Raw genomic sequence first — 20,101 nt, 5'->3', positions numbered from 1 at the left:
GCCCGGCCGCACCTCCACGCTCAGGACGGCGGCTGGACGGGGTCGCTCGCCGGGAGGGGGCAGAGGTCGAGGTCGAAGGGCAGCAGCTCCGGTGACACGGCGGCCGACCGGGCCGCGGCCGAGTTCATCCGGCGCATGTAGTGGCGTCGGCAGAGCACCTCGTACTCGACGACGCTGGCCGCCGCGCCGTCCTCGCCGGCGCTGACGTCGCCCACGACCACCTGCTCGCCCTCGACGACCATGTGGCCGTCGACGACGCGGGCGTTGACGGTCGCCGGCTTGCCGCACCAGCACAGGGCCCGCACCTGCAGCTGCTCGGTGCGGTCGGCCAGCTCGATGAGGCGGCGCGAGCCGGGGAAGAGCTCGGTGCGGAAGTCCGCGGTGATGCCGAAGGCGTAGACGTCGATGCCCATCTCGTCGACGAGCCTCGCCAGCTGCTCGATCTGCCCGGGGCGGTAGAACTGGGCCTCGTCGCAGACGAGGTAGTCGATGCGCCGGCCGTTGGTGCGCTGCTGGACGACGAGGTCCCAGAAGTCCAGGTCGTCGTTGACCTCGAGCGCGTCCTTGGTCAGCCCGAGCCGCGAGGACAGCACGGCCGCCCCCGAGCGGTCGTGCTGGGTGAAGAGCAGCCCGCCGCGGCCCCGCTGGTGGTGCGTGTGGTCCATCTGCAGCGCGAGGGTCGACTTGCCGCAGTCCATCGTTCCGGTGAAGAAGACGAGCTCGGCCACCCCGGCAGTCTACGGAACCGGCACGGTCCCCGGTGCAGGGCCCGCGCGTCTGCGGACGTCGCCGCAGGGCGGTCCGGGGCCACGGTGCGGGCGGGTCACCGGGACCTCGGCCGGGCTCAGGTCGTCGCGACGAGCAGGGGTATGCCGGTCTCCGCCGGGGTGATCGAGCCGTGGTGCCCGCGCAGCCGCAGGACCTCGGGCCGCAGCGTGCGGGAGTCCAGCATCGTGGCCGGGCCGAGCATGGCCACGACGACCTCGCCGATCCGGGTGTCGTAGCCGTCGCGGACCGGCCCGAACCAGCCCGCCCCGATCGCCTCCGCGCGGGTGAGCACCAGCGCCGACTCCCCCAGCGCCTCCCTCCAGGTCGCCACGACGTCGTCGACCGCGCCCGGGCGGCACCAGGCCTGCGGCGCCCGCGGCTCCCCGGCCAGCAGCTCGACCCCGGCCGCCAGCCCGGGCTCCACCGCGAGGTCGCGACGGTGCTCGTGCGGCGCCTCGACCATGCCGTGGTCGGCGGTGACGACGACGACGGTGTCCGGCGGGACCCGCGAGAGCAGGTCCGCGACCCAGGCGTCGAAGGCCTCCACCGCCTCGCCCCACTCCAGGGAGTCCGGGCCGTGCACGTGGCCGGCCTTGTCGATCTCGTCCCAGTAGGCGTACACGAGGGCGCGCCCCCGCCGCCCCGCCTGGGCCAGCGCCTGCAGGACCCCCTCCGTGCGCCCGGCGTGGTCCGTGGCCCCGAGGAAGGCGCCGCCGCGCAGCGACGCACGGGTGAGCCCGGAGCCGGCGTAGGCGGGCTGCGAGACGGTGCTCATCGACACGTCCCGGCGGCCCGCGTGCTGCAGGAGGGTGGGCAGCGGCTGGTGCTCGTGCGGGTCGGGGCCGTCCTTCCACGCCAGGTGGTTGAAGAGGCGGCCGCGGTAGCTGGTCTGCCACCCGACGATGCCGTGCCCGCCGGGCGGACGGCCGGTCCCGAGCGAGGTCAGGCTGGTCGCCGTCGTCGAGGGGAACGCGCAGGCGAACCCGTCCGGACCGGGCAGGTCCGGGGTGGGCAGACGGCTCAGCGTGCGCGCGTGCCCGCTGCCCCGCCGCAGCTGGTGGTCGCCCAGCCCGTCGGCGAGCACGACGACGACGCGTCGGGTCTCGGGCAGGCCCCAGGCGGCCGGCTCCACCCCGTCGGGCAGGTCGCGCACCCCCAGGGCGTGCAGCGCGGCCGGCAGCACGGAGGCCAGCCCGGTGCCCGGGGCGGGTGGCTGGTACGCCGCGGCTGCGGTCGCGACGAGGTCGGCGGCGGGCCCGTCGGTCCCGGTCATCGACCCAGACGGCCGGAGAGCTCGCTGGAGAAGGCGAGCGCCTGCTCGAGCCGCTCGATGCCGTCGGTGTCGGCGGCGATGCGCAGCGAGATGTCGTCGCCGGAGACGGTGCCCTCGTAGCCGTGGTCCCCCTCGCACTGCGGGTCCTCGCAGACCGCCGGCAGCAGGTCGACGCGCGAGACGGCGCCCCAGCCCAGCGTGAGGGTGATGCCGCGACCGGCGAGGCTGCCGTCGTAGCGCTCCGGGTCGGGCAGGGTGTGCGTGAGCATGACGCCGCGCACCGAGCGCAGCGGCACCGTCTCGCTGGTGGCCGTGGCCATCCGCTGCCCCTCCGGGCCCTCGTGGTCGTCGGCGTGGGCGATGACGAGGCGGCGCTCGGTCAGCACCAGGACGGTGAGGTGGTTGCGGACGGCCATCTCGTCGAAGGTGGTCTCGTCGTGCACCAGGTGCGCGACGACGTGGTCCTTGCCGACGGCCGTGACGACCACGTCGTGGACGACGGCCGGGAGGTACCCCGCCGCATCGATGTCGGCGACGAGCGACTCGGGCAGCGGCGACCTCACACGACGGACCATGGGGCCATCGTCTCAGACGTCGGCGAGCAGCGTCCGCCGCTCGGCGTCGGCCCGGGTCGGCGCGGGCGCGACGCGGATGCTGGCGCCGAGCACCTCGATGCCCTCCTGGTGGGCCATGACCGGGTTGAGCCGCACGTGGGCGAGCTCGGGGTGGTCGTCGGCGAGCATGGAGACCCGGGCGATCAGGTCGTGGAGGGCGGGCTGGTCGACGGGCATGGCGCCGCGGTAGCCGTCGAGCAGCGGGGCCGCCTTGATGGAGGTGGTGAGCTCGGCGATGTCGACGTCGGTCAACGGCGGGAAGCGGTGCGCCTCGTCCCCCAGCAGGTCGATGGGCAGCCCGGCCACCCCGAAGCCGACCACGGGCCCGAAGAGCGGGTCCTCGACGGAGTTGACCTCGACCGGCACGCCGTCCGGCGCCATCCGCTGCATCGCGATCCCGCCCGCCCCCAGCGGGGCGGTGAGCGCCTCGAGGTCGCGGTAGGCCGCGCCGACGGCCTTGGGGTGCCGCAGCCCGGTGCGCACCCAGCCCCGCCCGGGCTGGTGCTGGAGCAGCGGCGAGGTCGCCTTGAGCACCACGCTGCCGCGCAGCTTCTGGTATGCCTTGACCGCCTCCGCGTCGGAGTCCACCGCGACGACCGGCCAGACCTCGATGCCGTAGGCGCCCAGCACCTCCTCCACCTGCTCCCGGGAGAGCTCGGTGCCGCGCGGCTCCCGGGCCAGGGCCGCCTCGAGCACCGCGGACGCGCGGGCGCGGTCCAGCCCTTCCAGCCGCACCCGCTCCCCCTGGTCGCGGCGCCGCCACTGCGCGTAGCGCACCGCCGACGCCAGGGCGCGCACGGCGTCCTCGGGCATGGGGTAGGTCGGGACGCCGGCGCCGGGGGTGACGCCCCGCATACCGAGGAAGGTCGCGACGCAGGGCTTCTCGTGCCCCGCGACCGCGGCGCCGACGGCGTCGACGACCTCGGGGTCGATGTCGGCGACCGGGGGGATGAAGCAGGCGACGAGGGCGTCGACGTCCTCCTGCGCGAGGGCGTGCTCGACCACCTCCCGGAACTCCTCGGTCAGCGCCTCCGCGGAGACGGTCACCGGTCCGTGGAGGACGCGCAGCCCGCGGGCGGTGACGGCGTCGGCGGCCAGCGACCCCAGCGCGTTGTTGTTGGTGACGACCGCCACCCGGTCCCCGCGCGGCAGCGGCTGGGAGACGAGCAGCTGGGCGACGTCGAAGAGCTGGTGGGCGTTGTCCACCCGGATGACCCCGGACTGGCGCAGCATCTGGCCGAAGGTCTCGGGGCGCTCGTGGGTGAGCCGCACCCGGTGGCCCTGCGGGATGGCGTGCTGGCCGGTGCCCGACTTCACCACGATCACCGGCTTGCTCAGCGCCAGCTTGCGGGCGATCCGGGTGAACTTGCGCGGGTTGCCCATCGTCTCGAGGTAGAGCCCCACGACGGTGGTGTTCGCGTCCTCGGTCCAGTACTGCATGAGGTCGTTGCCCGAGATGTCCACGCGGTTGCCGGCGGAGGCGAAGGTCGAGATGCCCAGCCCACGGCGTCGGGCCGAGGCGAGCAGCGCGATGCCCAGGCCGCCGGACTGGCTGAAGAGACCGAGGCTGCCGAACTCGGGCAGGTGCTCGGTGGCGGCGATCGAGGCGTTGAGCCGGGTCTGCGGGTCGTTGTTGATGAGCCCGAAGCTGGTCGGACCGAGCACCCGCATGCCGTAGTGGCGGGCCCGGACCAGCAGCTCGTGCTGCAGGGCCCGGCCCTCGGTGCCGGTCTCGGCGAACCCCTCGGAGGCCACCACGAGCGCCTTGACCCCGGCGTCGGCGCACTCGTCGACGATGCCGAGGACCTCCTCGGCCACCACGGCGACGACGGCGAGGTCGACGCCGCCCTCGATGTCGCGGACCGAGGCCACGGCCGGGTGGCCGTTGATGAGGGTGCCGGGGTCGGCGGCGTTGTTGACCGGGTAGACGCGGCCGGTGAAGCCGCCGGCGACGATGTCGTCGAAGAAGGCGCGGCCGATCGTCGCGGGCCGTCGGCTCACCCCCACCACGGCGACCGACTCGGGGTGCAGGACCGCCCGCATGGAGCGGACCTCGGAGCGGTGCTCCCGCGAGGTGCGGACGGCACGGGACGCCTCGGTCGGCTCGATGTCGAAGGACACGGCGATGACGCCGTCGTCGAACTCGTGCGAGACCTCGAAGCCGGCGTCGCGGAAGACGCCGATCATCCTGCGGTTCTGCGGCAGGACGTCGGCGACGAAGCGGGTGACGCCGCCCTCGCGGCCGATGTCGGCGAGGTGCTCGAGCAGGACCGAGCCGATGCCGCGGCCCTGGTGGTGGTCGGAGACGTTGAAGGCGACCTCGGCGACCGGTCCTCCGGGGGTGAGCCGGTCGAAGCGGCCGATGCCGACCAGGTCGTCGCGGACGTACATCACCAGCGCCACCCGGTCGGCGTAGTCCACGTGGGTGAACCGGTGCACGTCCTTGTCGGACAGCCGCTTGATGGGGGCGAAGAAGCGCAGATAGATCGACTGCTCGGACTGCGCCTCGTGGAAGCGGTGGATGGCGTCGGTGTCGTCCGGGCGGATCGGCCGGACGTGGGCCACCCGGCCGTCGGACAGGACGACGTCGGCCTCCCACTCGTGCGGATAGCCCGGCGGCAGCTCCTCGGCCTCGCTCATGCCCCCACTATCCCATCGGGTGCGGCACCGGGACCGCACCTGGCCACGGCCCGTGCCACGATCGAGGTATGGAGTTCGGCGAGGTGGTGCGACGGCGGCGGATGGTCCGGTCCTACGACCCCGGGCGTCCGGTGCCGCCGGAGGTGCTCACCCGGGCGCTGGAGCACGCGACCCGCTCCCCCAGCGCCGGCTTCTCGCAGGGCTGGGACTTCGTCGTGCTCTCCTCGGAGGAGGAGCGCGGGCGGTTCTGGTCGGCGGCGACCGACCCGGAGGCGCGTGAGCGCCAGGACCGCTGGCTCCGCGGGGTGATGAGCGCCCCCTGCCTGGTCGTGTGCCTGTCGGACAAGCAGGCCTACCTCGAGCGCTACGCCGAGCCCGACAAGGGCCGCACCGACCGGGACGAGGCCCGCTGGCCGGTCCCCTACTGGGACGTCGACACCGGCATGGCGGCCCTGCTCATGCTGCTCACGGCGGTGGACGAGGGGCTGGGCGGGCTCTTCTTCGGGGTCCCCGCCGAGCGGGTGCAGCAGACCCTGGCGGCGCTCGGGGCCCCGGGGGACCGCCGCGTCGTCGGGGTGGTCGCGATGGGCTATCCCGCGCCGGACCGCCGTTCCCCCTCGCTGCGGCGCGGTCGACGGCCGCTCTCGGAGGTGGCCCACCGCGGCCGGTTCGGCACGCCCTGGCCGGGGGGCGTCGACGGAGCCTGACCGGGGAGGGTCAGCCGCGCTCCTCCAGGAAGGCGTCGACCTCGGCCGCGGTCGGGGCGGTCGCGGGTCCGCGACGGGTGACCTTGACCGCCGCCGCCGCGTTGGCGCGGCGCGCGGCCTCGACCCAGGGCACGCCGCTCGCGACCCCGGCGCACAGCACCCCGGTATGCGTGTCGCCGGCCCCGTTGGTGTCCACCGCGGTCTGCGGGAACCCCGGCACGAGGGTGGCGGTCCCGTCCCTCCGGACCACGCACCCGCGGGGCCCGTCCCGGACGACCACCACGGCCCCGGGCGCCAGCCGCTCGGCGACGCTCCCGGACAGCGCGACGAGGTCGGCACCCTCCTGCTGCTCCCCCGCCCCCGGTGCCCCGGTGAGGTCGAGCGCCTCGGCGGCGTTGGACGTCCACACCGTCGTCCGGGCCAGCACCCGCTCCACCACGTCCGGCTCGAAGGTCGCGAACGGCGCCCCCGGGTCGAGCACCACCTGCACGCCACCGGGCAGGTCCTCGAGCCAGCCCAGCAGCGGGTCCCGGGTCGGGGGCAGCAGCGTGTAGCCGGACACGCAGACGAGGTCCCCCTCCACGGGGTCGCTCGTGGCGAGCGACCCACGGGTGATCCGGCGCTCGGCCGCCCGGGTGGTGACGAAGGTCCGCTCGGCGCTCGGCTCGACCAGGACCACGCACTCCCCGGTGTCGAGGTCGGCCACCGGGGGCGCGCTCGCCTCGACCCCCTCGGCGGCCAGCACGTCGCGCACCAGGTCACCGTTCGGTCCGGTCCCGACCGCGCCGGCGAGCACGGCCTCCCCGCCCGAGCGCGCGGCGGCCACGACGATGGTGACGGCGCCCCCGGCATACCTCGTGGCGCTGTCGGCCATGACGTTGCCGCCGCGCGAGGGCAGCCGGCCGACCTCGAGGACGAGGTCGACCATGGCCTGACCGGTGTGGATGACCCTGCGGGCGGGCGACGTCATGGGACGTACCCTGCCACGCCGGCGCACCGCATACCCTCGCCCCATGAGCACCGCGACCGCCGCCGTCCTGCAGCCGCTGCCGACGATCCGCCCCTGGCTGGAGGACGTCTACCGCCACCTGCACGCCCACCCCGAGCTCTCGATGGCCGAGCACGCGACGGCCGCGCGCGTCGTGCAGGAGGTGTCCGGGATGCCCGACGCCGAGGACCTGGAGGTGCACACCGGGATCGGGCGCACCGGGGTCGCGGTGGTCGCGCGCAACGGGGAGGGTCCGACCGTGCTGCTGCGCGCCGACATGGACGCCCTGCCGGTCGCCGAGGACACGGGGCTGGACTACGCCTCGACGGTAAGGGTCACCAACGACGCCGGTGAGCAGGTGCCGGTCATGCACGCCTGCGGCCACGACACCCACGTGGCGACGCTGCTGGCCTCGCTGCGGCTGCTGCTGGAGGGACGCGCCCACTGGGCGGGGACGGTGGTGGCCGTCTTCCAGCCGGCCGAGGAGCAGTTCAACGGCGCCGAGGCGATGGTCGCCGACGGGCTGGTGGACCTCCTGCCCCGGCCGGACGTCGCGCTCGGCCAGCACGTGCTGCCCGGGCCCGCCGGGTCGGTGCAGGTGGCGCCCGGGCCGATCATGGCCAGCTGCGACGACTTCCGGATCACCCTGCACGGCAAGGGCGGGCACGGCTCGGCGCCGCACACCGCGATCGACCCGGTCGTCATGGCCGCGTCGCTGGTCATGCGGCTGCAGACGGTGGTGTCGCGGCAGGTCTCGCCGCAGGCGACGGCGGTCGTGAGCGTCGGCCGGATCGCCGCCGGCACCAAGACCAACATCATCCCGGCGCACGCCGTGCTGGAGGGGACGGTCCGGACCTACGACGGCGTGGTGGCGGCGCACTGCCTGGAGGTCATCGAGCGCACGGCCCGCGCGGAGGCCCTCGCCTGGGGCGCTCCCGAGCCGGGCTTCGAGACCTTCGACCACCTGCCGGTGACCGACAACGACCCGGGGGCCACCGAGCGGGTGCGCGCCGCCCTGACCGCCGAGCTCGGCGAGGCGCAGGTGCGCGACTTCACCCCCGAGATGGGCTCGGAGGACTTCGGCGAGCTGCCGGCGGCGTGGGGGGTGCCCGGGTGCTACTGGGGCTTCGGCGCCTTCGACGCGCAGGACTGGGGCGCCGCCGAGGAGCGCGGCACCGAGCGGGCCGACTTCCCCCACAACCACTCCCCGCACTTCGCCCCGGTGCTGCAGCCGATGCTGGACACCGGCGTGCGCGCGATGGTCGCCGCGGCGATGGAGTGGCTGGCCCGCTGAGCGACCCGCGGGGTATGCCGTCCGCCGGGCCACCCGGGCGCCCACCTCACCTCAAGGGGTGGGGTCTGTCGGTGGACGGCAGTAGCATCCTTGCGTGGCCATCATCGAGGCGCACGACCTGCGCAAGACCTACCATTCCCGCTCCGGCGACGTGCACGCGCTGGCCGGGTTGTCGCTGACCGTCCCCCAGGGCACGGTCAAGGGCCTGCTCGGTCCCAACGGGGCCGGCAAGACCACCACCGTCAAGGTGCTCAACACCCTGCTGCGCCCCGACTCCGGCACCGCCAGCGTCGCCGGGGTCGACGTGCTGCACGACCCCGAGGGCGTGCGCAGGGTGATCGGCGCCAGCGGTCAGTACGCCGCGGTCGACGAGCACCTCACCGGCCGGGAGAACCTCGAGATGGTGGGCCGGCTCTACCACCTCGGCGGTGCGCGGGCCCGGGCGCGCGCCGAGCAGCTGCTCGAGCAGTTCGACCTCGCCGGGGCGGGCGACCGCCCGGTCAAGGGCTTCTCCGGCGGCATGCGCCGGCGCATCGACCTCGCCTGCGCCCTGGTCAACAGCCCGCAGATCCTCTTCCTCGACGAGCCCACCACCGGCCTGGACCCGCGCAGCCGGCTGGGCCTGTGGGAGGTCATCAAGGACCTGGTGGCCGAGGGCACCACCGTCCTGCTGACGACCCAGTACCTCGAGGAGGCCGACTACCTCGCCGACGACATCAGCGTCATCGACCACGGCACGGTCATCGCCGAGGGCACCGCCGACGAGCTCAAGGCCCAGGTCGGCGGGCACCGGGTGGTGGTCACGCTCGTGGACGCGGCGGACGCGGACACCGCCCGGGCCGTCCTGGCCCGGCACGGGACCGAGGACGTCCAGCAGGACACCGGCGGACGCACCCTGTCGGTGCCGGTCACCGAGGGCCCGGGGGCGCTGCAGCACGTCCTCGGCGACCTCGACAGCGAGGGCGTGCGGCTGCACGACGCCGGGATGCGGCGCCCCACCCTGGACGACGTCTTCCTGCGGCTGACCGGCCGGGAGCAGGCCGACGACACCGCCGGCGAGCTCGAGGAGAGCGCATGAGCACCGACACCGCCCCGCCCCGGCCGACCGAGACCGCCGAGAGCTCCGGCCCCCCGTCGACGACCCCGCTCGCCTCGTGGGCCAGCGACGTCCGCACCGTGACGTGGCGCAACCTCATCAAGTTCCGCCGCAACCCCGAGATCCTGCTCTTCGCGGTCCTGCAGCCGATCATGTTCGTGCTGCTCTTCTCGCAGGTCTACGGCGGCTCGATCCAGATCGACGGCGGCAACTACACCGACTACCTCATGGCCGGCATCTTCGGCCAGACGGTGCTCTTCGGCTCCACCTTCTCCGGCTACCAGATGGCGCAGGACCTCAAGGAGGGGATGATCGACCGCTTCCGCACGCTGCCGATGCACGACTCGGCCGTCCTCTTCGGGCGCACCAACGCCGACCTCGTCCTCAACGGCGTGTCCGTGGTCATCATGATGCTGAGCGGCGCGCTGGTGGGGTGGCGCTTCCACGAGGGCTGGCTCAGCTTCCTCGGCGGCGTCGGGATCCTGCTGCTCTTCAGCTACGCGTTCAGCTGGGTGATGGCGCTGCTGGGCATCGTGGTGCGCACGCCCGAGGTCATCAACAACGCCTCGTTCATGATCCTCTTCCCGCTGACCTTCATCTCCAATGCCTTCGTGCAGTCCGACAACCTGCCTCCGGTGCTGGAGACCTTCGCCAACTGGAACCCCATCTCGGCCCTGGTGCAGGCGGCTCGTGAGCTCTTCGGCAACACGGGGGCGGCGCCGACCCCGGACACCTTCCCGATGCAGAACCCGATCCTCACCACCGTGGCCGGGTCGCTGCTCATGCTGGCCGTCTTCGTGCCGCTGGCCGTCAACCGCTTCCGCCAGGCCTCCTCGCGCTGAGGGGGCACGGGGCTGCCGCTCGTGCGGGCCCCGTGCCAGGACCTCGGCGGGGTGCGTGGTGGCCGCGATGGGTGGACGTGCGGTGGGCGGCCGTGCGGTGGGTGGACGTGCGGTGGGCGGTGGCTCCGGTGGGCTGCTCAGCTGGTCCGGTCGAGGATGAGCCGCGCCGCCTCCGCCGGGGCGTCCCACTGGGGGAAGTGCCCGCACCGCTCGAACCAGTGCAGCTGCGCGTCCGGGAACGCCGCCACGGCGCGCTGCGCCTGCCGCGGCAGCGTCACCAGGTCCCGGCGACCCCAGCCGATGGTGGCCCGGCCGGGCAGCGTGCCGGCGGGGGCACCCGCCTGCTTGGGCCCTCTGGTCAGCGCGTCCATGGCGGCGCCGGTCGAGGGGGCCGTCGCCAGCCCGCGCAGGTCCGGCAGCACGGTCTCGGCCGACAGGGCCCAGGGGCGGGCCGAGAACTGCGCCAGCAGGGCCGACCGGGAGACCGGGTTGCCCACCAGGGCGGGCAGCGCCGCCTGGAGCGCCCCGACGAGCCGGATGGACGGGCGCAGCGTGCCGCTGAAGACGGCGACCTCGCGGTCGGTCCAGAAGCCGCCCGGGTCGAGGGCGACCGTGTCGCCGCCGAGCCCGCGGCGCGCGAGCTCGAGCACGATCCGTCCGCCCATGGACTGGCCGGCGGTGGACACCGCACCCAGCCCCTGCTCGTCGATGAAGCCCGCGACGGCGTCGGTCAGGGTCGCGATGGAGACCTCTCCGGCCAGGGGCGGGGACTGCCCGAACCCGGGCAGGTCGACGGCGATGACCTCCCGCTCGGCGGCCAACCGGTCGAGGATGGGCGCCCAGGACTGCGAGCCTGCGCCGAGACCGTGGACCAGCAGCAGGGGGCTACCGCTGCCGCGCCGTACGTGATGAAGAGTCATCTCGTGACCCTAGGGCCGTGCTCCTCGGCCGCGTCGGCCGGGTCGGTCGCTCGCTCGGGACGAGGTCGTCGCGCGCCAGGCGAGCACCCCGGCGGCGAGGTCCTCCGCCGCCGTGCCCACGGACACGAAGGCGGTCACCTGCTCCGGTGACGTCCGGCCGGGCGCGCGGCCGGAGACGACGTCGGCCAGGGTGGTCGCGACGTCCTGCTCGGTCAGCGTGCCCCGGCCCAGCGGGCCGACCAGCTCGCCGGCGGTGTGCCGCGCCTCGGCGACGTCGACGACCACCCGGGCGGCCGTCATGAGCTCCTCGTCGGCCTCGGTCATCGTCGGCAGGAAGGAGCCCACGAGGTCGACGTGGGTCCCGGGCCGGACGTCCCGACCGAGGACCAGCGGGCTCGTCGCCGAGGTGGCGGTCGTGACCACGTCCGCGGTGCGGACGGCGGCCCGCAGGTCGTCGGCGACGTCGGCGGCATACCCCTGCGTGCGCAGCTGCTCCACGAGCGCGGCCGCGCGGCCGCGGTCGCGGGCCCAGACCCGGGTGAGCCCGACGTCGCGGACCGCCGCGTAGCACGCGGGGACGGCGGCGGAGACGTTGCCCGCACCGACCAGCAGGTGCTCCTCGACCCGCTCCGGCGCGAGGTGGTCGGCGGCGAGCGCGCTGGCCGCGGCGGTGCGCCACCGGGTGAGCTCGGTGCCGTCCAGGACGGCCACCGGGCGACCGGTGGCCTCCTCGAGGAGCAGGTAGGTGGCCTGGATCGCGGGCAGCCCCCGCTCCCCGTTGGCCGGGTGGTGGGTGGCGACCTTGACGCCGAGCCACCCGTGCAGGCCCCAGGCGGGCTTGAGCAGCAGCGTGGCGGGCGGGTCGCCGCCGAGCGGCTCCAGCGTGCGCTCCGGCACGACCGGCCCCGGCCCGGCGAAGACCTCCCGGAGCGCCTCGACGAGGGCGGCCGGGTCCAGACCCGCCCGGACGGCGGCGGCGTCGAGCACCTCCATCAGACCGGCGCCCGCTCCCCCGCCAGCCACACCGACGACACCCGGTCGCCCAGGCCGGCGAGGTCGTCCCACGCCCCGTCGAGGACGACGACGTCGCCGACCTTGCCCGGCTGGAGGGTGCCGTGGTCCTCCTCGACCCCGAGCAGCTCGGCCGCGACCTGCGTGGTGGCGTGCCACGTCGCGAGCTCGCTCATGCCCAGGTCGCGCATGATCGCCAGCTCGTCGAGGTTGGTGCCGTGGACGCCGACCCCGGAGTCGGTGCCCATCGCCACCTTGACGCCGGCGGCGATGGCCCGGCGCACCGACTCGTCGTGCGCCTCGGAGACCATGCGGGCCTTGGCGACCACGGCGTCCGGGAGCGGGACGCCGGCGTCGGCCTGGGAGAGGACGGCCCGCGGCGCCAGCAGGGTCGGCACCAGCCAGGTGCCGCGCTCGAGCATCATCTCGATCGCCTCGTCGTCGAGGTAGATCCCGTGCTCGATCGAGCGGATGCCGCCGCGGACGGCGGTCTTGATGCCGTCGGTGGCCTGGGCGTGCGCCATGACGTGCAGCCCGGCGGCGCCGGCCTCGGTGACCAGGGTGGCGATCTCGTCGTCGCGCAGGTGGCCGTGCAGCGGGTTGCTGCGGGGTGACAGGACGCCGCCGCTGGTGGCGACCTTGATGACGTCGGCGCCGCCGCGGACCAGCTCGCGGACCTTGCGGCGCATCTCGACCGGGCCGTCGACGACGCCGGAGGGGCAGCCCGGGTGCTCGGGCATGAGGTCGACGTGGGCGCCGCACAGCTGCCAGCCGTCGCCGTGCCCGCCGGTCTGGCTGATCATCGTCAGCGCGATCTGCATGCGCGGACCCGGCGTGAGGCCGCGGCGCACCGCCTCGGCGACCCCGAGGTCCGAGCCGCCGGCGTCGCGCACCCAGGTGATGCCGGTGGCGAGCGTGGTGCGCATGCGCTGGGCGGCCTGGAAGAAGGGCAGGCTGAAGGGGGTCTGCAGGATGCGCCCCACGCTCGGCTGCTCGAACATGAAGTGCACGTGGCAGTCGAAGAGCCCGGGCAGGACGGTCTGCCCCGTGCAGTCGACGACCGTGTCGGCCTCGACGCCGAGGCCGGGCCCGACCTCGGCCACGCGGCCGTCGACCACGTGGACGTCCGCGACGCGGGGCTCGGACAGGGTGCCGTCGACGACGGTGCCGCCGGTGAAGAGAGTGCTCGTCATGCTCCCGAGGCTAGCCGTCACCGGTCTGCGATGATCGGCGCCATGCTCGCCATCCTCGGGGCCATCGAGACGGAGGTCGCCGACAACCGGCGGCTGCTGCAGGACCCGGTCGAGCTGCGCGCCGGCCACCTCACCGTCCACCGGGGTCAGCTGCACGGGGTCGAGGTGCTGCTGGCCCGGTGCGGCGTGGGCAAGGTCAACGCCGCGATGGCGACCACGCTCCTGCACTCCGCCGGTGCCACGTCGCTGCTGTTCACAGGGGTCGCCGGGGGCGTCGCCCCCGGTCAGCAGGTCGGTGACCTGGTGGTCGCGACCGACCTGGTCCAGCACGACGTGGACGTGACGGCCCTGGGCCGCCCGCCCGGTCAGCTGCTGGGCGAGCCCGGCTCGTGGTCCGCGGACCCGGCCATGAGCGGGCGCCTGCGGGAGGCCGCCGGCGCCAGCGCCGCGCGGGACGGCAGGGCCGTCCACGAGGGGCGCATCGCCTCCGGCGACCAGTTCGTCGCCTCCGCCTCGCGGGCGGCCGCTCTCCATACCGACTTCGGCGCCCTCTGCGTCGAGATGGAGGGGGCAGCGGTGGCCCAGGCGGCCACGTCGCTCGGGATGCCGTTCGCCGTCCTGCGGGCGCTGTCCGACACCGCCGACCACGGCGCGGCCCAGGACTTCCCGGCCTTCCTCACCGGGTCGGCGCGGCTCATGGCCGAGGTGGTCGAGCACTACCTCCGTGGGGATCAGTCGAAGATCGCGCTGTAGGCGTTGAGCGCGAGCTGGCCGCCGAGGTGCGCGTAGAGGACGGTGGAGCCCGCGTCGATGGTGCCGTCGCCGACGAGGTCGATGAGCCCGGCCATCGACTTGCCCTCGTAGACCGGGTCCAGGATGACCCCCTCGAGCCGCCCGACCGTCCGGATGGCCTCGACGGTCGACGCGTCGGGGATGCCGTAGGCCGGACCCTCCCACCCGGGCAGCACGGTGACCTCGTCGTCGCGCAGGTCGCGGCCGAGCTCCAGCAGGCCGGCGGTGTGGTCGGCGATGCGGCGGACCTGCGCCCGGGTCTTGTCCAGCGTCGCCGAGGCGTCGATGCCGATGACCCGGCGCGGTCGCCCGCCCGCGTCCTCGATCTCGGCGAACCCGGCGACCATCCCCGCGTGGGTGGAGCCGGTCACCGTGCACACGACGACGGTGTCGAAGAACACGCCGAGCTCGGCCTCCTGGGCCACCACCTCGTGCGCCCAGTTGGCGAAGCCGAGGCCGCCCAGCGGGTGCTCGGAGGCACCCGCCGGGATGGGGTATGCCGTGCCGCCGGCCGCCTCGACGTCGGCGAGCGCCGCCGCCCAGCTCGGGCGGATGCCGATGTCGAAGCCGGCGTCGTCGAGCCGGACGTCCGCGCCCATGATCCGGGAGAGCTCGATGTTGCCGACCCGGTCGTTGCCCGGGTCCTCCCAGTCGACCCAGCGCTCCTGCACGAGCACCGCCTTCAGACCCAGGTGCGCGGCGACGGCGGCGACCTGCCGGGTGTGGTTGGACTGGTAGCCGCCGATGGAGACCAGCGTGTCCGCGCCGGAGGCGAGGATGTCGGGGACGATGTACTCCAGCTTGCGGGTCTTGTTGCCCCCGAAGGCGAGCCCGGAGCTGACGTCCTCGCGCTTGGCCCAGATGCGAGGGCCGCCGAGGTGGTCGCTGAGCCGGTCCAACGGGTGCACCGGGCTGGGGCCGAAGGTCAGGGGGTGACGGGGGTGGTCGGACAGGGCCATCGCGTGCTCTCTTCCCGGTCCGCCGGCCGGACCTCCCTGCAATATATTGCATATCGCAGGTCGGGCGCGTCTAGGCTGGAGGTATGCCGGTGCCCACGACCCCCGCGCGCACGACGACCCGTCGCCTCCTGCGCGACGACGTCTACGGGCGGATCCGCGACGAGATCGTGCGCGGCCGGCTGGCTCCCGGGGAGAAGATCAACGACGCCGAGCTGGGCGCCTGGCTGGGGGTCTCCCGCACCCCGGTCCGTGAGGCCCTGCTCCGGCTGGCCCGGGACGGTCTGGTGCTGGCCCGGCCCGGGCGGGTGACGACCGTCGCCCCCGAGGACGAGACGACGCTCGCCCACGCCCGGGAGGTGGTGGCCGAGCTGCACGCCCTGGCGGTGCGGACCGCCGCGACACGCCTGGGCGAGGACGACCTGGCGGCGATGGACGCCGCCACCGGCCGGCTCCGGGCGGCGCTGGCCGTCCCCGACCCGGCCGCGGCGCTGCAGGCCGACGACGACTTCCACGCGGTGCCCGTCCGGGCCGCGGGCAACCCGATCCTGGCCGAGCAGCTGGACGCGGTGACGGCGATGCTGCGGCGGGCGGAGTTCCTGCACTTCGGCTCGATCACCGGTGGCGACTCCCCCACCGAGCACGACCTCATCGTCCGCCGGCTGCGCGAGGGCGACCCCGCCGGGGCCGCGGAGGCGACCCGGGCCAACTGGCTCGGCCTGGGCCGCCCCGGGCCGACCGCGCCTCCCCCGTGACCGCTGCGCCTGTCCCCTGACCGCCGCGCCTCCGCCGTCATCCCGGGCGCGCGGCATACCCTGGATCGACCCTGACACGCCCGTCCGGGCCTCCGTGAGCACGAAAGGTCGCCCCACCCCCTCATGGCTCGTCGCAAGCGCCCGCAGAGCGAAGACCTCTTCGACGTCGAGGAGAAGATCCTCGAGGTCGACGTCCAGGAGGAGATGGAGGGCGCGTTCCTGGAGTACGCCTACTCGGTGATCTACTCCCGGGCGCTCCCGGACGCCCGGGACGGCCTGAAGCCGGTGCAGCGGCGGATCCTCTACGCGATGAACGAGCTCGGTCTGCGGCCGGACCGCCCGCACGTGAAGTGCTCGCGGGTCGTCGGTGAGGTCATGGGCAAGTACCACCCGCACGGGGACACCGCGATCTACGACGCGATGGTGCGGATGGCGCAGCCCTTCACCATGCGGCTCCCGCTGGTCGACGGCCACGGCAACTTCGGCTCGCTCGACGACGGCCCCGCGGCCAGCCGCTACACCGAGGCCCGCATGGCGCCGGCGGCGCTGCTCATGACCGGCGGTCTCGACGAGAGCACCGTCGACTACGTCCCCAACTACGACGACCAGCTGTTCCAGCCCGAGGTGCTGCCCGCGGCATACCCCAACCTGCTGGTCAACGGTGCCACCGGCATCGCGGTCGGCATGGCCACCAACATGCCGCCGCACAACCTCGGCGAGGTCATCGGGGCCGCCAGGCACCTCATCGCCCACCCCGAGGCCGACCTCGAGGCGCTCATGCGCTTCGTGCCCGGGCCGGACCTGCCGCTGGGCGGGCGGATCGTCGGGCTGGACGGCATCCGGGACGCCTACGAGACCGGGCGCGGGTCGTTCAAGACGCGCGCCACGGCGCGGATCGAGAACGTCACGCCGCGCAAGAAGGGCATCGTTGTCACCGACCTGCCCTACCTCGTCGGGCCGGAGAAGGTCATCGAGAAGGTCAAGCAGCTGGCGCAGGCCAAGAAGCTGCAGGGCGTCTCGGACATCATCGACCTCACCGACCGGACCAAGGGCCTGCACCTGGTCATCGAGATCAAGACCGGCTTCAACCCCGACGCCGTCCTCGAGCAGCTCTACAAGCTCACGCCCATGGAGGAGTCCTTCGGGATCAACAACGTGGCGCTCGTCGAGGGGCAGCCGCGCACCCTGGGGCTCAGGGAGCTGCTCCAGGTGTATGTCGACTTCCGCACCGACGTGGTGCGGCGCCGGACCGAGCACCGGCTGGGGAAGAAGAAGGACCGGCTGCACCTGGTCGAGGGTCTGCTCATCGCCATCCTCGACATCGACGAGGTCATCCAGCTCATCCGGGCCGCCGAGGACGTCGCCACGGCGCGGACCCGGCTGATGCAGGTCTTCGACCTCTCGGAGATCCAGGCCAACCACATCCTCGACCTGCAGCTGCGCCGGCTGACGAAGTTCTCCCGGATCGAGCTGGAGAGCGAGCGGGACGAGCTGAAGCGCGAGATCGAGGCGCTGGAGGCGATCCTCGCCGACCAGCAGCTGCTGCTCACGGTCGTCAGCGACGAGCTCGCCGCGGTGGCGGCCGAGCACGGGACGCCGCGTCGGACGGTGCTGCTGGAGAGCGACGGCACGGGTGCCGCCTCCGCCGCCGGCGGGCCGGCGACCGGTGGGAAGGCGTCGGGGATGGACCTCGAGGTCGCCGACGACCCGTGCTGGGTGCTGCTGTCCTCCACGGGCCTGCTGGCGCGGGCCGGCGCCTCGGACGACGAGCCGCTCGGCACCGGGGGGCGCCGGACCAAGCACGACGTCATCAGATCCCGGGTGCGGACGACGGCTCGGGGGACGGTGGGGCTGCTCACCAGCGCCGGCCGCGTCGTGACGCTGTCGGTGGTCGAGCTGCCCGCGCTGCCCCCGTCGGCGGAGTCCCCGAACCTCTCGGGCGGTGCGCCGCTGTCGGCCTTCGTCGACCTGCCGCCGGGCGAGCAGGTCCTCGGGCTGTGCACGCTGACCGGCGACGGGCCGGGGCTGGCCCTCGGCACGCAGCAGGGCGTGGTCAAGCGGGTCAACCCTGACTACCCCGGCCACCGGGACTCCTTCGAGGTCATCTCGCTCAAGGACGGCGACAGCGTGGTCGGCGCGGTCGAGCTGGCGACCGGTGAGGAGGAGCTCGTCTTCGTCACCTCGGACGCCCAGCTGCTGCGCTTCTCCTCCTCGCTGGTCAGGGCGCAGGGCCGCTCCGGCGGCGGCATCGCCGGCGTCAAGCTCGGCGCAGGTGCGAGCGTCATCGGCTTCGCCGCGGTCGACGCGACGCTGGAGAACGTCGTCGTCACCGTCGCCGGAACCGCCAACGCCGCACCGGGCACCCAGACGGGGTCCGTCAAGGTCACCGACCTGTGGGGCCTACCCCACCAAGGGGCGCGCCACCGGGGGCGTCCGCTGCCACCGCCTGCTGCGCGGCGAGGACGCGCTCGTGCTGGGCTGGGCCGGCGCCGCTCCCCCGCGCGCCGCGTCCGCCAACGGTGTCGCCGTGGAGCTGCCGGAGACGAACGACAAGCGCGACGGCTCAGGAGTCCCCGCCGCAGCCCCCATCGCGGCGGTCGGCTGAGTCAGTCCGCACGGTCGATCGGGACGGGCGTCCTCGACGGACCCCACCCTCGTCAGGCGGTGTCGCAGAAAGCAGGCGTGGAAGGTCGGTACATCACCCTCATGCCGAATACAGCGCGTTGTCCAAGTACCTTCGAAGCACGGTAGAGAGTTGTTGATCCCGTTTTGCCATCAGTGGATGTGTAGGTACTAGGACCGATCCAGTAGGTGTCTCTCGGCAGTCCCGTTCCTCAACCCGTTCGACTATTCAGGTGAGGGACAGGCTGATCCGGTGTAGGAACACCGAGTTGCTCGCACAGCGGCATCCAGCCATCGGCGACTCGCCATTGAATGAGACGCTCGGGCGGACATTCGCGCCGGACGTCGATGACGTGCGCTTCGTACGCTTCGATCGCCTGCTCACGGTTGAGGAAGCGATGCCATCCGCCGAAATGCTCCTGCCAGACCCGGCTGAGTAACTCGGCTACTGCTGGGGGACCTACATCCTGTCCGGGCGCCGTCCAGGAGTGAATTGATCCGAGCGCGCTGTCGTACCACGATTCTGCATCTCGGAGGGTGAGGAGGACGCGGGCATCCGGCCACAGGTCGGCGAAGCGCCGCCACTCCCAGGCCCCCGGCCAGTCGAGGCTTGCTCCGTAGCAATGGAGCAACTCCTCCCAGTCTGCCTGCTCTCCCCGATAGTGCGCGGCCCACGCTCTGGCGAGCTGGGGCCGTTCCCACATGGTCTGCATCTGCACGCAGGGACCGAATCCGAGCAGATCCAGTGCTGCGGACGCAGACGTTGTTCCGGTCCGCCCCCAGCTGGCCCCGATTACCTTCATGAGCACACCGTCTCACATCGAGCTCCCGACGGTCCGCTACCTGCATAGATGGTTCTCCAGGATTGGGCCACGATCTGGAGTAGTTTCGTCGAACTGTCCGCCAACTGCCGAGACCAAAGTTGTTAGGGCTCCGTTCAACGCGAAAGCAGCTCTGCGGGAAGCGATGTGACAAAGGTGCGCGCGTACCTCGAGGACTGGGCCCCGGCGCCTACCGCTACTGGGGCACCCGGGTGTCCTGGCGCACCTGCCATCGGACTTCAGGCGATAGGTTCGGCTCTGCCACAGGAGTAGGAGAGGGCGCGAGAAAATGGTAATGATCGTCGCGATGGCCATTGCGACGGTGGCGGGCGTTGTTGGCTTCTCTCTGGACGGCAACTAAAAGCTTCAGTTCCTTGGCTGCCGACTCCTTATTGGCTGCGTGGCGGGGCTGTTGTCCAGACAGCAGATCGTGGCCGAGCGGACTGCTGAATGGAACAGCCCACCGACGTCCGGGCATGCCGCGTGCGGCATGCCCGCCGCACGCGCGCATGCTGGCGCGTCTGTCTCTGGCGGTGCAGTAGTCGATCGGTCACCGGCGCCGTGCGGCTGAGCCCCGATGGCGATGCGTCATTGGCTCGACGTGCTGCTCGAGTCGCTCCGGTGGGCGGTTGGTCGCCCGCGGCGTTCGAAAACGTGGCGGGAGACCAAAACGATGAGTACAAAGGGGCCAACGGTCATCAGGGCGTTCACGCTTGGCGAGGGGTCCCAAAATTCGCTTGTGAGCATCGAAATGGACATCAACCACAGCAGTCCCACCACTAGGCTGATGACCCAGGCCTTCGGAGTGC

General features: G+C 73.3%; 16 protein-coding genes and 1 pseudogene. 7 read left to right on the top strand and 10 right to left on the bottom strand.

The window, feature by feature from the left end; all coding sequences use genetic code 11:
- Positions 1-20: 20 nt before the first annotated feature.
- The 4 genes from FHD63_RS06295 to FHD63_RS06280 all read right to left on the bottom strand — a co-directional run bounded on the left by FHD63_RS06295 (position 21) and on the right by FHD63_RS06280 (position 5,295).
- Positions 21-728, bottom strand: coding sequence for a thymidine kinase (locus tag FHD63_RS06295; protein ID WP_139721048.1), 708 nt, complete (start codon positions 726-728; stop codon positions 21-23).
- A gap of 116 nt (positions 729-844) precedes the next feature.
- Positions 845-2,041 (bottom strand): alkaline phosphatase family protein, encoded by a 1,197-nt coding sequence (locus FHD63_RS06290; RefSeq protein ID WP_139721046.1) that lies wholly within the window; start codon positions 2,039-2,041, stop codon positions 845-847.
- Positions 2,038-2,616 carry a DUF5998 family protein gene (locus FHD63_RS06285; protein ID WP_139721044.1) on the bottom strand — a complete coding sequence of 193 codons (579 nt, stop codon included), beginning with the start codon at positions 2,614-2,616 and terminating at the stop codon, positions 2,038-2,040. The genes FHD63_RS06290 and FHD63_RS06285 overlap by 4 nt, the downstream gene beginning before the upstream one ends.
- 12 nt (positions 2,617-2,628) lie before the next feature.
- A complete protein-coding gene (locus FHD63_RS06280; RefSeq protein ID WP_139721042.1) occupies positions 2,629-5,295 on the bottom strand; it encodes a bifunctional acetate--CoA ligase family protein/GNAT family N-acetyltransferase in 2,667 nt (888 codons plus the stop codon).
- Positions 5,296-5,363: 68 nt separating this feature from the next.
- Between FHD63_RS06280 and FHD63_RS06275 the strand changes: the two genes are divergently transcribed.
- Positions 5,364-6,002 (top strand): nitroreductase family protein, encoded by a 639-nt coding sequence (locus FHD63_RS06275; protein WP_139721040.1) that lies wholly within the window; start codon positions 5,364-5,366, stop codon positions 6,000-6,002.
- A 10-nt stretch (positions 6,003-6,012) separates the two neighbouring features.
- Here the strand turns inward: FHD63_RS06275 and FHD63_RS06270 are convergent, their stop codons facing one another.
- Positions 6,013-6,972 (bottom strand): PfkB family carbohydrate kinase, encoded by a 960-nt coding sequence (locus FHD63_RS06270; RefSeq protein WP_139721038.1) that lies wholly within the window; start codon positions 6,970-6,972, stop codon positions 6,013-6,015.
- A gap of 43 nt (positions 6,973-7,015) precedes the next feature.
- Between FHD63_RS06270 and FHD63_RS06265 the strand changes: the two genes are divergently transcribed.
- From FHD63_RS06265 to FHD63_RS06255, 3 genes are all read left to right on the top strand, one after another.
- A complete protein-coding gene (locus FHD63_RS06265; RefSeq protein WP_170215591.1) occupies positions 7,016-8,284 on the top strand; it encodes an amidohydrolase in 1,269 nt (422 codons plus the stop codon).
- A 94-nt stretch (positions 8,285-8,378) separates the two neighbouring features.
- Positions 8,379-9,362, top strand: coding sequence for an ATP-binding cassette domain-containing protein (locus tag FHD63_RS06260; RefSeq protein ID WP_139721034.1), 984 nt, complete (start codon positions 8,379-8,381; stop codon positions 9,360-9,362).
- On the top strand, positions 9,359-10,222 hold the full coding sequence (locus FHD63_RS06255; protein WP_139721033.1) for an ABC transporter permease: 864 nt from the start codon (positions 9,359-9,361) through the stop codon (positions 10,220-10,222). The genes FHD63_RS06260 and FHD63_RS06255 overlap by 4 nt, the downstream gene beginning before the upstream one ends.
- Before the next feature lie 137 nt (positions 10,223-10,359).
- On the opposite strand, the gene FHD63_RS06250 is transcribed toward FHD63_RS06255, so the two are convergent.
- Genes FHD63_RS06250 through FHD63_RS06240 form a run of 3 tightly spaced genes read right to left on the bottom strand, consistent with a single transcriptional unit; the run spans position 10,360 to position 13,346 of the window.
- Complete coding sequence (locus FHD63_RS06250; protein ID WP_139721031.1) at positions 10,360-11,142, bottom strand: alpha/beta fold hydrolase; 783 nt, start codon at positions 11,140-11,142, stop codon at positions 10,360-10,362.
- 9 nt (positions 11,143-11,151) lie between these two features.
- Positions 11,152-12,135 carry an ornithine cyclodeaminase family protein gene (locus FHD63_RS06245; protein ID WP_139721029.1) on the bottom strand — a complete coding sequence of 328 codons (984 nt, stop codon included), beginning with the start codon at positions 12,133-12,135 and terminating at the stop codon, positions 11,152-11,154.
- Positions 12,135-13,346, bottom strand: a complete 1,212-nt coding sequence (locus FHD63_RS06240) for a metal-dependent hydrolase family protein (protein ID WP_139721027.1) — start codon at positions 13,344-13,346, stop codon at positions 12,135-12,137. The genes FHD63_RS06245 and FHD63_RS06240 overlap by 1 nt, the downstream gene beginning before the upstream one ends.
- A gap of 42 nt (positions 13,347-13,388) precedes the next feature.
- Between FHD63_RS06240 and FHD63_RS06235 the strand changes: the two genes are divergently transcribed.
- Positions 13,389-14,099, top strand: coding sequence for a 5'-methylthioadenosine/adenosylhomocysteine nucleosidase (locus tag FHD63_RS06235; protein ID WP_170215590.1), 711 nt, complete (start codon positions 13,389-13,391; stop codon positions 14,097-14,099).
- Here the strand turns inward: FHD63_RS06235 and FHD63_RS06230 are convergent.
- On the bottom strand, positions 14,078-15,097 hold the full coding sequence (locus FHD63_RS06230; protein ID WP_139721023.1) for a 1-aminocyclopropane-1-carboxylate deaminase: 1,020 nt from the start codon (positions 15,095-15,097) through the stop codon (positions 14,078-14,080). The genes FHD63_RS06235 and FHD63_RS06230 overlap by 22 nt on opposite strands.
- Positions 15,098-15,180: 83 nt before the next feature.
- Between FHD63_RS06230 and FHD63_RS06225 the strand changes: the two genes are divergently transcribed.
- Complete coding sequence (locus FHD63_RS06225) at positions 15,181-15,849, top strand: GntR family transcriptional regulator (protein ID WP_139721021.1); 669 nt, start codon at positions 15,181-15,183, stop codon at positions 15,847-15,849.
- Positions 15,850-15,972: 123 nt separating this feature from the next.
- Positions 15,973-18,454: pseudogene (locus tag FHD63_RS06220) on the top strand (DNA gyrase/topoisomerase IV subunit A).
- A 229-nt stretch (positions 18,455-18,683) separates the two neighbouring features.
- Here the strand turns inward: FHD63_RS06220 and FHD63_RS06215 are convergent.
- Positions 18,684-19,274 carry a sulfotransferase family protein gene (locus FHD63_RS06215; RefSeq protein WP_158296722.1) on the bottom strand — a complete coding sequence of 197 codons (591 nt, stop codon included), beginning with the start codon at positions 19,272-19,274 and terminating at the stop codon, positions 18,684-18,686.
- Between the last annotated feature and the right edge of the window lie 827 nt (positions 19,275-20,101).

Origin of the sequence: Serinicoccus chungangensis, assembly GCF_006337125.1 — a bacterium.
Classification (GTDB): domain Bacteria; phylum Actinomycetota; class Actinomycetes; order Actinomycetales; family Dermatophilaceae; genus Ornithinicoccus; species Ornithinicoccus chungangensis.
This window is presented reverse-complemented; position numbering and strand designations above follow the sequence as displayed.

Bases quoted from the DNA above. Each gene is read 5' to 3' on its own strand.
- FHD63_RS06290 (WP_139721046.1), bottom strand. From the start codon at position 2,041: ATGACCGGGACCGACGGGCCCGCCGCCGACCTCGTCGCGACCGCAGCC.
- FHD63_RS06285 (WP_139721044.1), bottom strand. From the start codon at position 2,616: ATGGTCCGTCGTGTGAGGTCGCCGCTGCCCGAGTCGCTCGTCGCCGAC.
- FHD63_RS06280 (WP_139721042.1), bottom strand. From the start codon at position 5,295: ATGAGCGAGGCCGAGGAGCTGCCGCCGGGCTATCCGCACGAGTGGGAG.
- FHD63_RS06275 (WP_139721040.1), top strand. From the start codon at position 5,364: ATGGAGTTCGGCGAGGTGGTGCGACGGCGGCGGATGGTCCGGTCCTAC.
- FHD63_RS06270 (WP_139721038.1), bottom strand. From the start codon at position 6,972: ATGACGTCGCCCGCCCGCAGGGTCATCCACACCGGTCAGGCCATGGTC.
- FHD63_RS06265 (WP_170215591.1), top strand. From the start codon at position 7,016: ATGAGCACCGCGACCGCCGCCGTCCTGCAGCCGCTGCCGACGATCCGC.
- FHD63_RS06255 (WP_139721033.1), top strand. From the start codon at position 9,359: ATGAGCACCGACACCGCCCCGCCCCGGCCGACCGAGACCGCCGAGAGC.
- FHD63_RS06250 (WP_139721031.1), bottom strand. From the start codon at position 11,142: ATGACTCTTCATCACGTACGGCGCGGCAGCGGTAGCCCCCTGCTGCTG.
- FHD63_RS06245 (WP_139721029.1), bottom strand. From the start codon at position 12,135: ATGGAGGTGCTCGACGCCGCCGCCGTCCGGGCGGGTCTGGACCCGGCC.
- FHD63_RS06240 (WP_139721027.1), bottom strand. From the start codon at position 13,346: ATGACGAGCACTCTCTTCACCGGCGGCACCGTCGTCGACGGCACCCTG.
- FHD63_RS06235 (WP_170215590.1), top strand. From the start codon at position 13,389: ATGCTCGCCATCCTCGGGGCCATCGAGACGGAGGTCGCCGACAACCGG.
- FHD63_RS06230 (WP_139721023.1), bottom strand. From the start codon at position 15,097: ATGGCCCTGTCCGACCACCCCCGTCACCCCCTGACCTTCGGCCCCAGC.
- FHD63_RS06225 (WP_139721021.1), top strand. From the start codon at position 15,181: ATGCCGGTGCCCACGACCCCCGCGCGCACGACGACCCGTCGCCTCCTG.
- FHD63_RS06215 (WP_158296722.1), bottom strand. From the start codon at position 19,274: ATGAAGGTAATCGGGGCCAGCTGGGGGCGGACCGGAACAACGTCTGCG.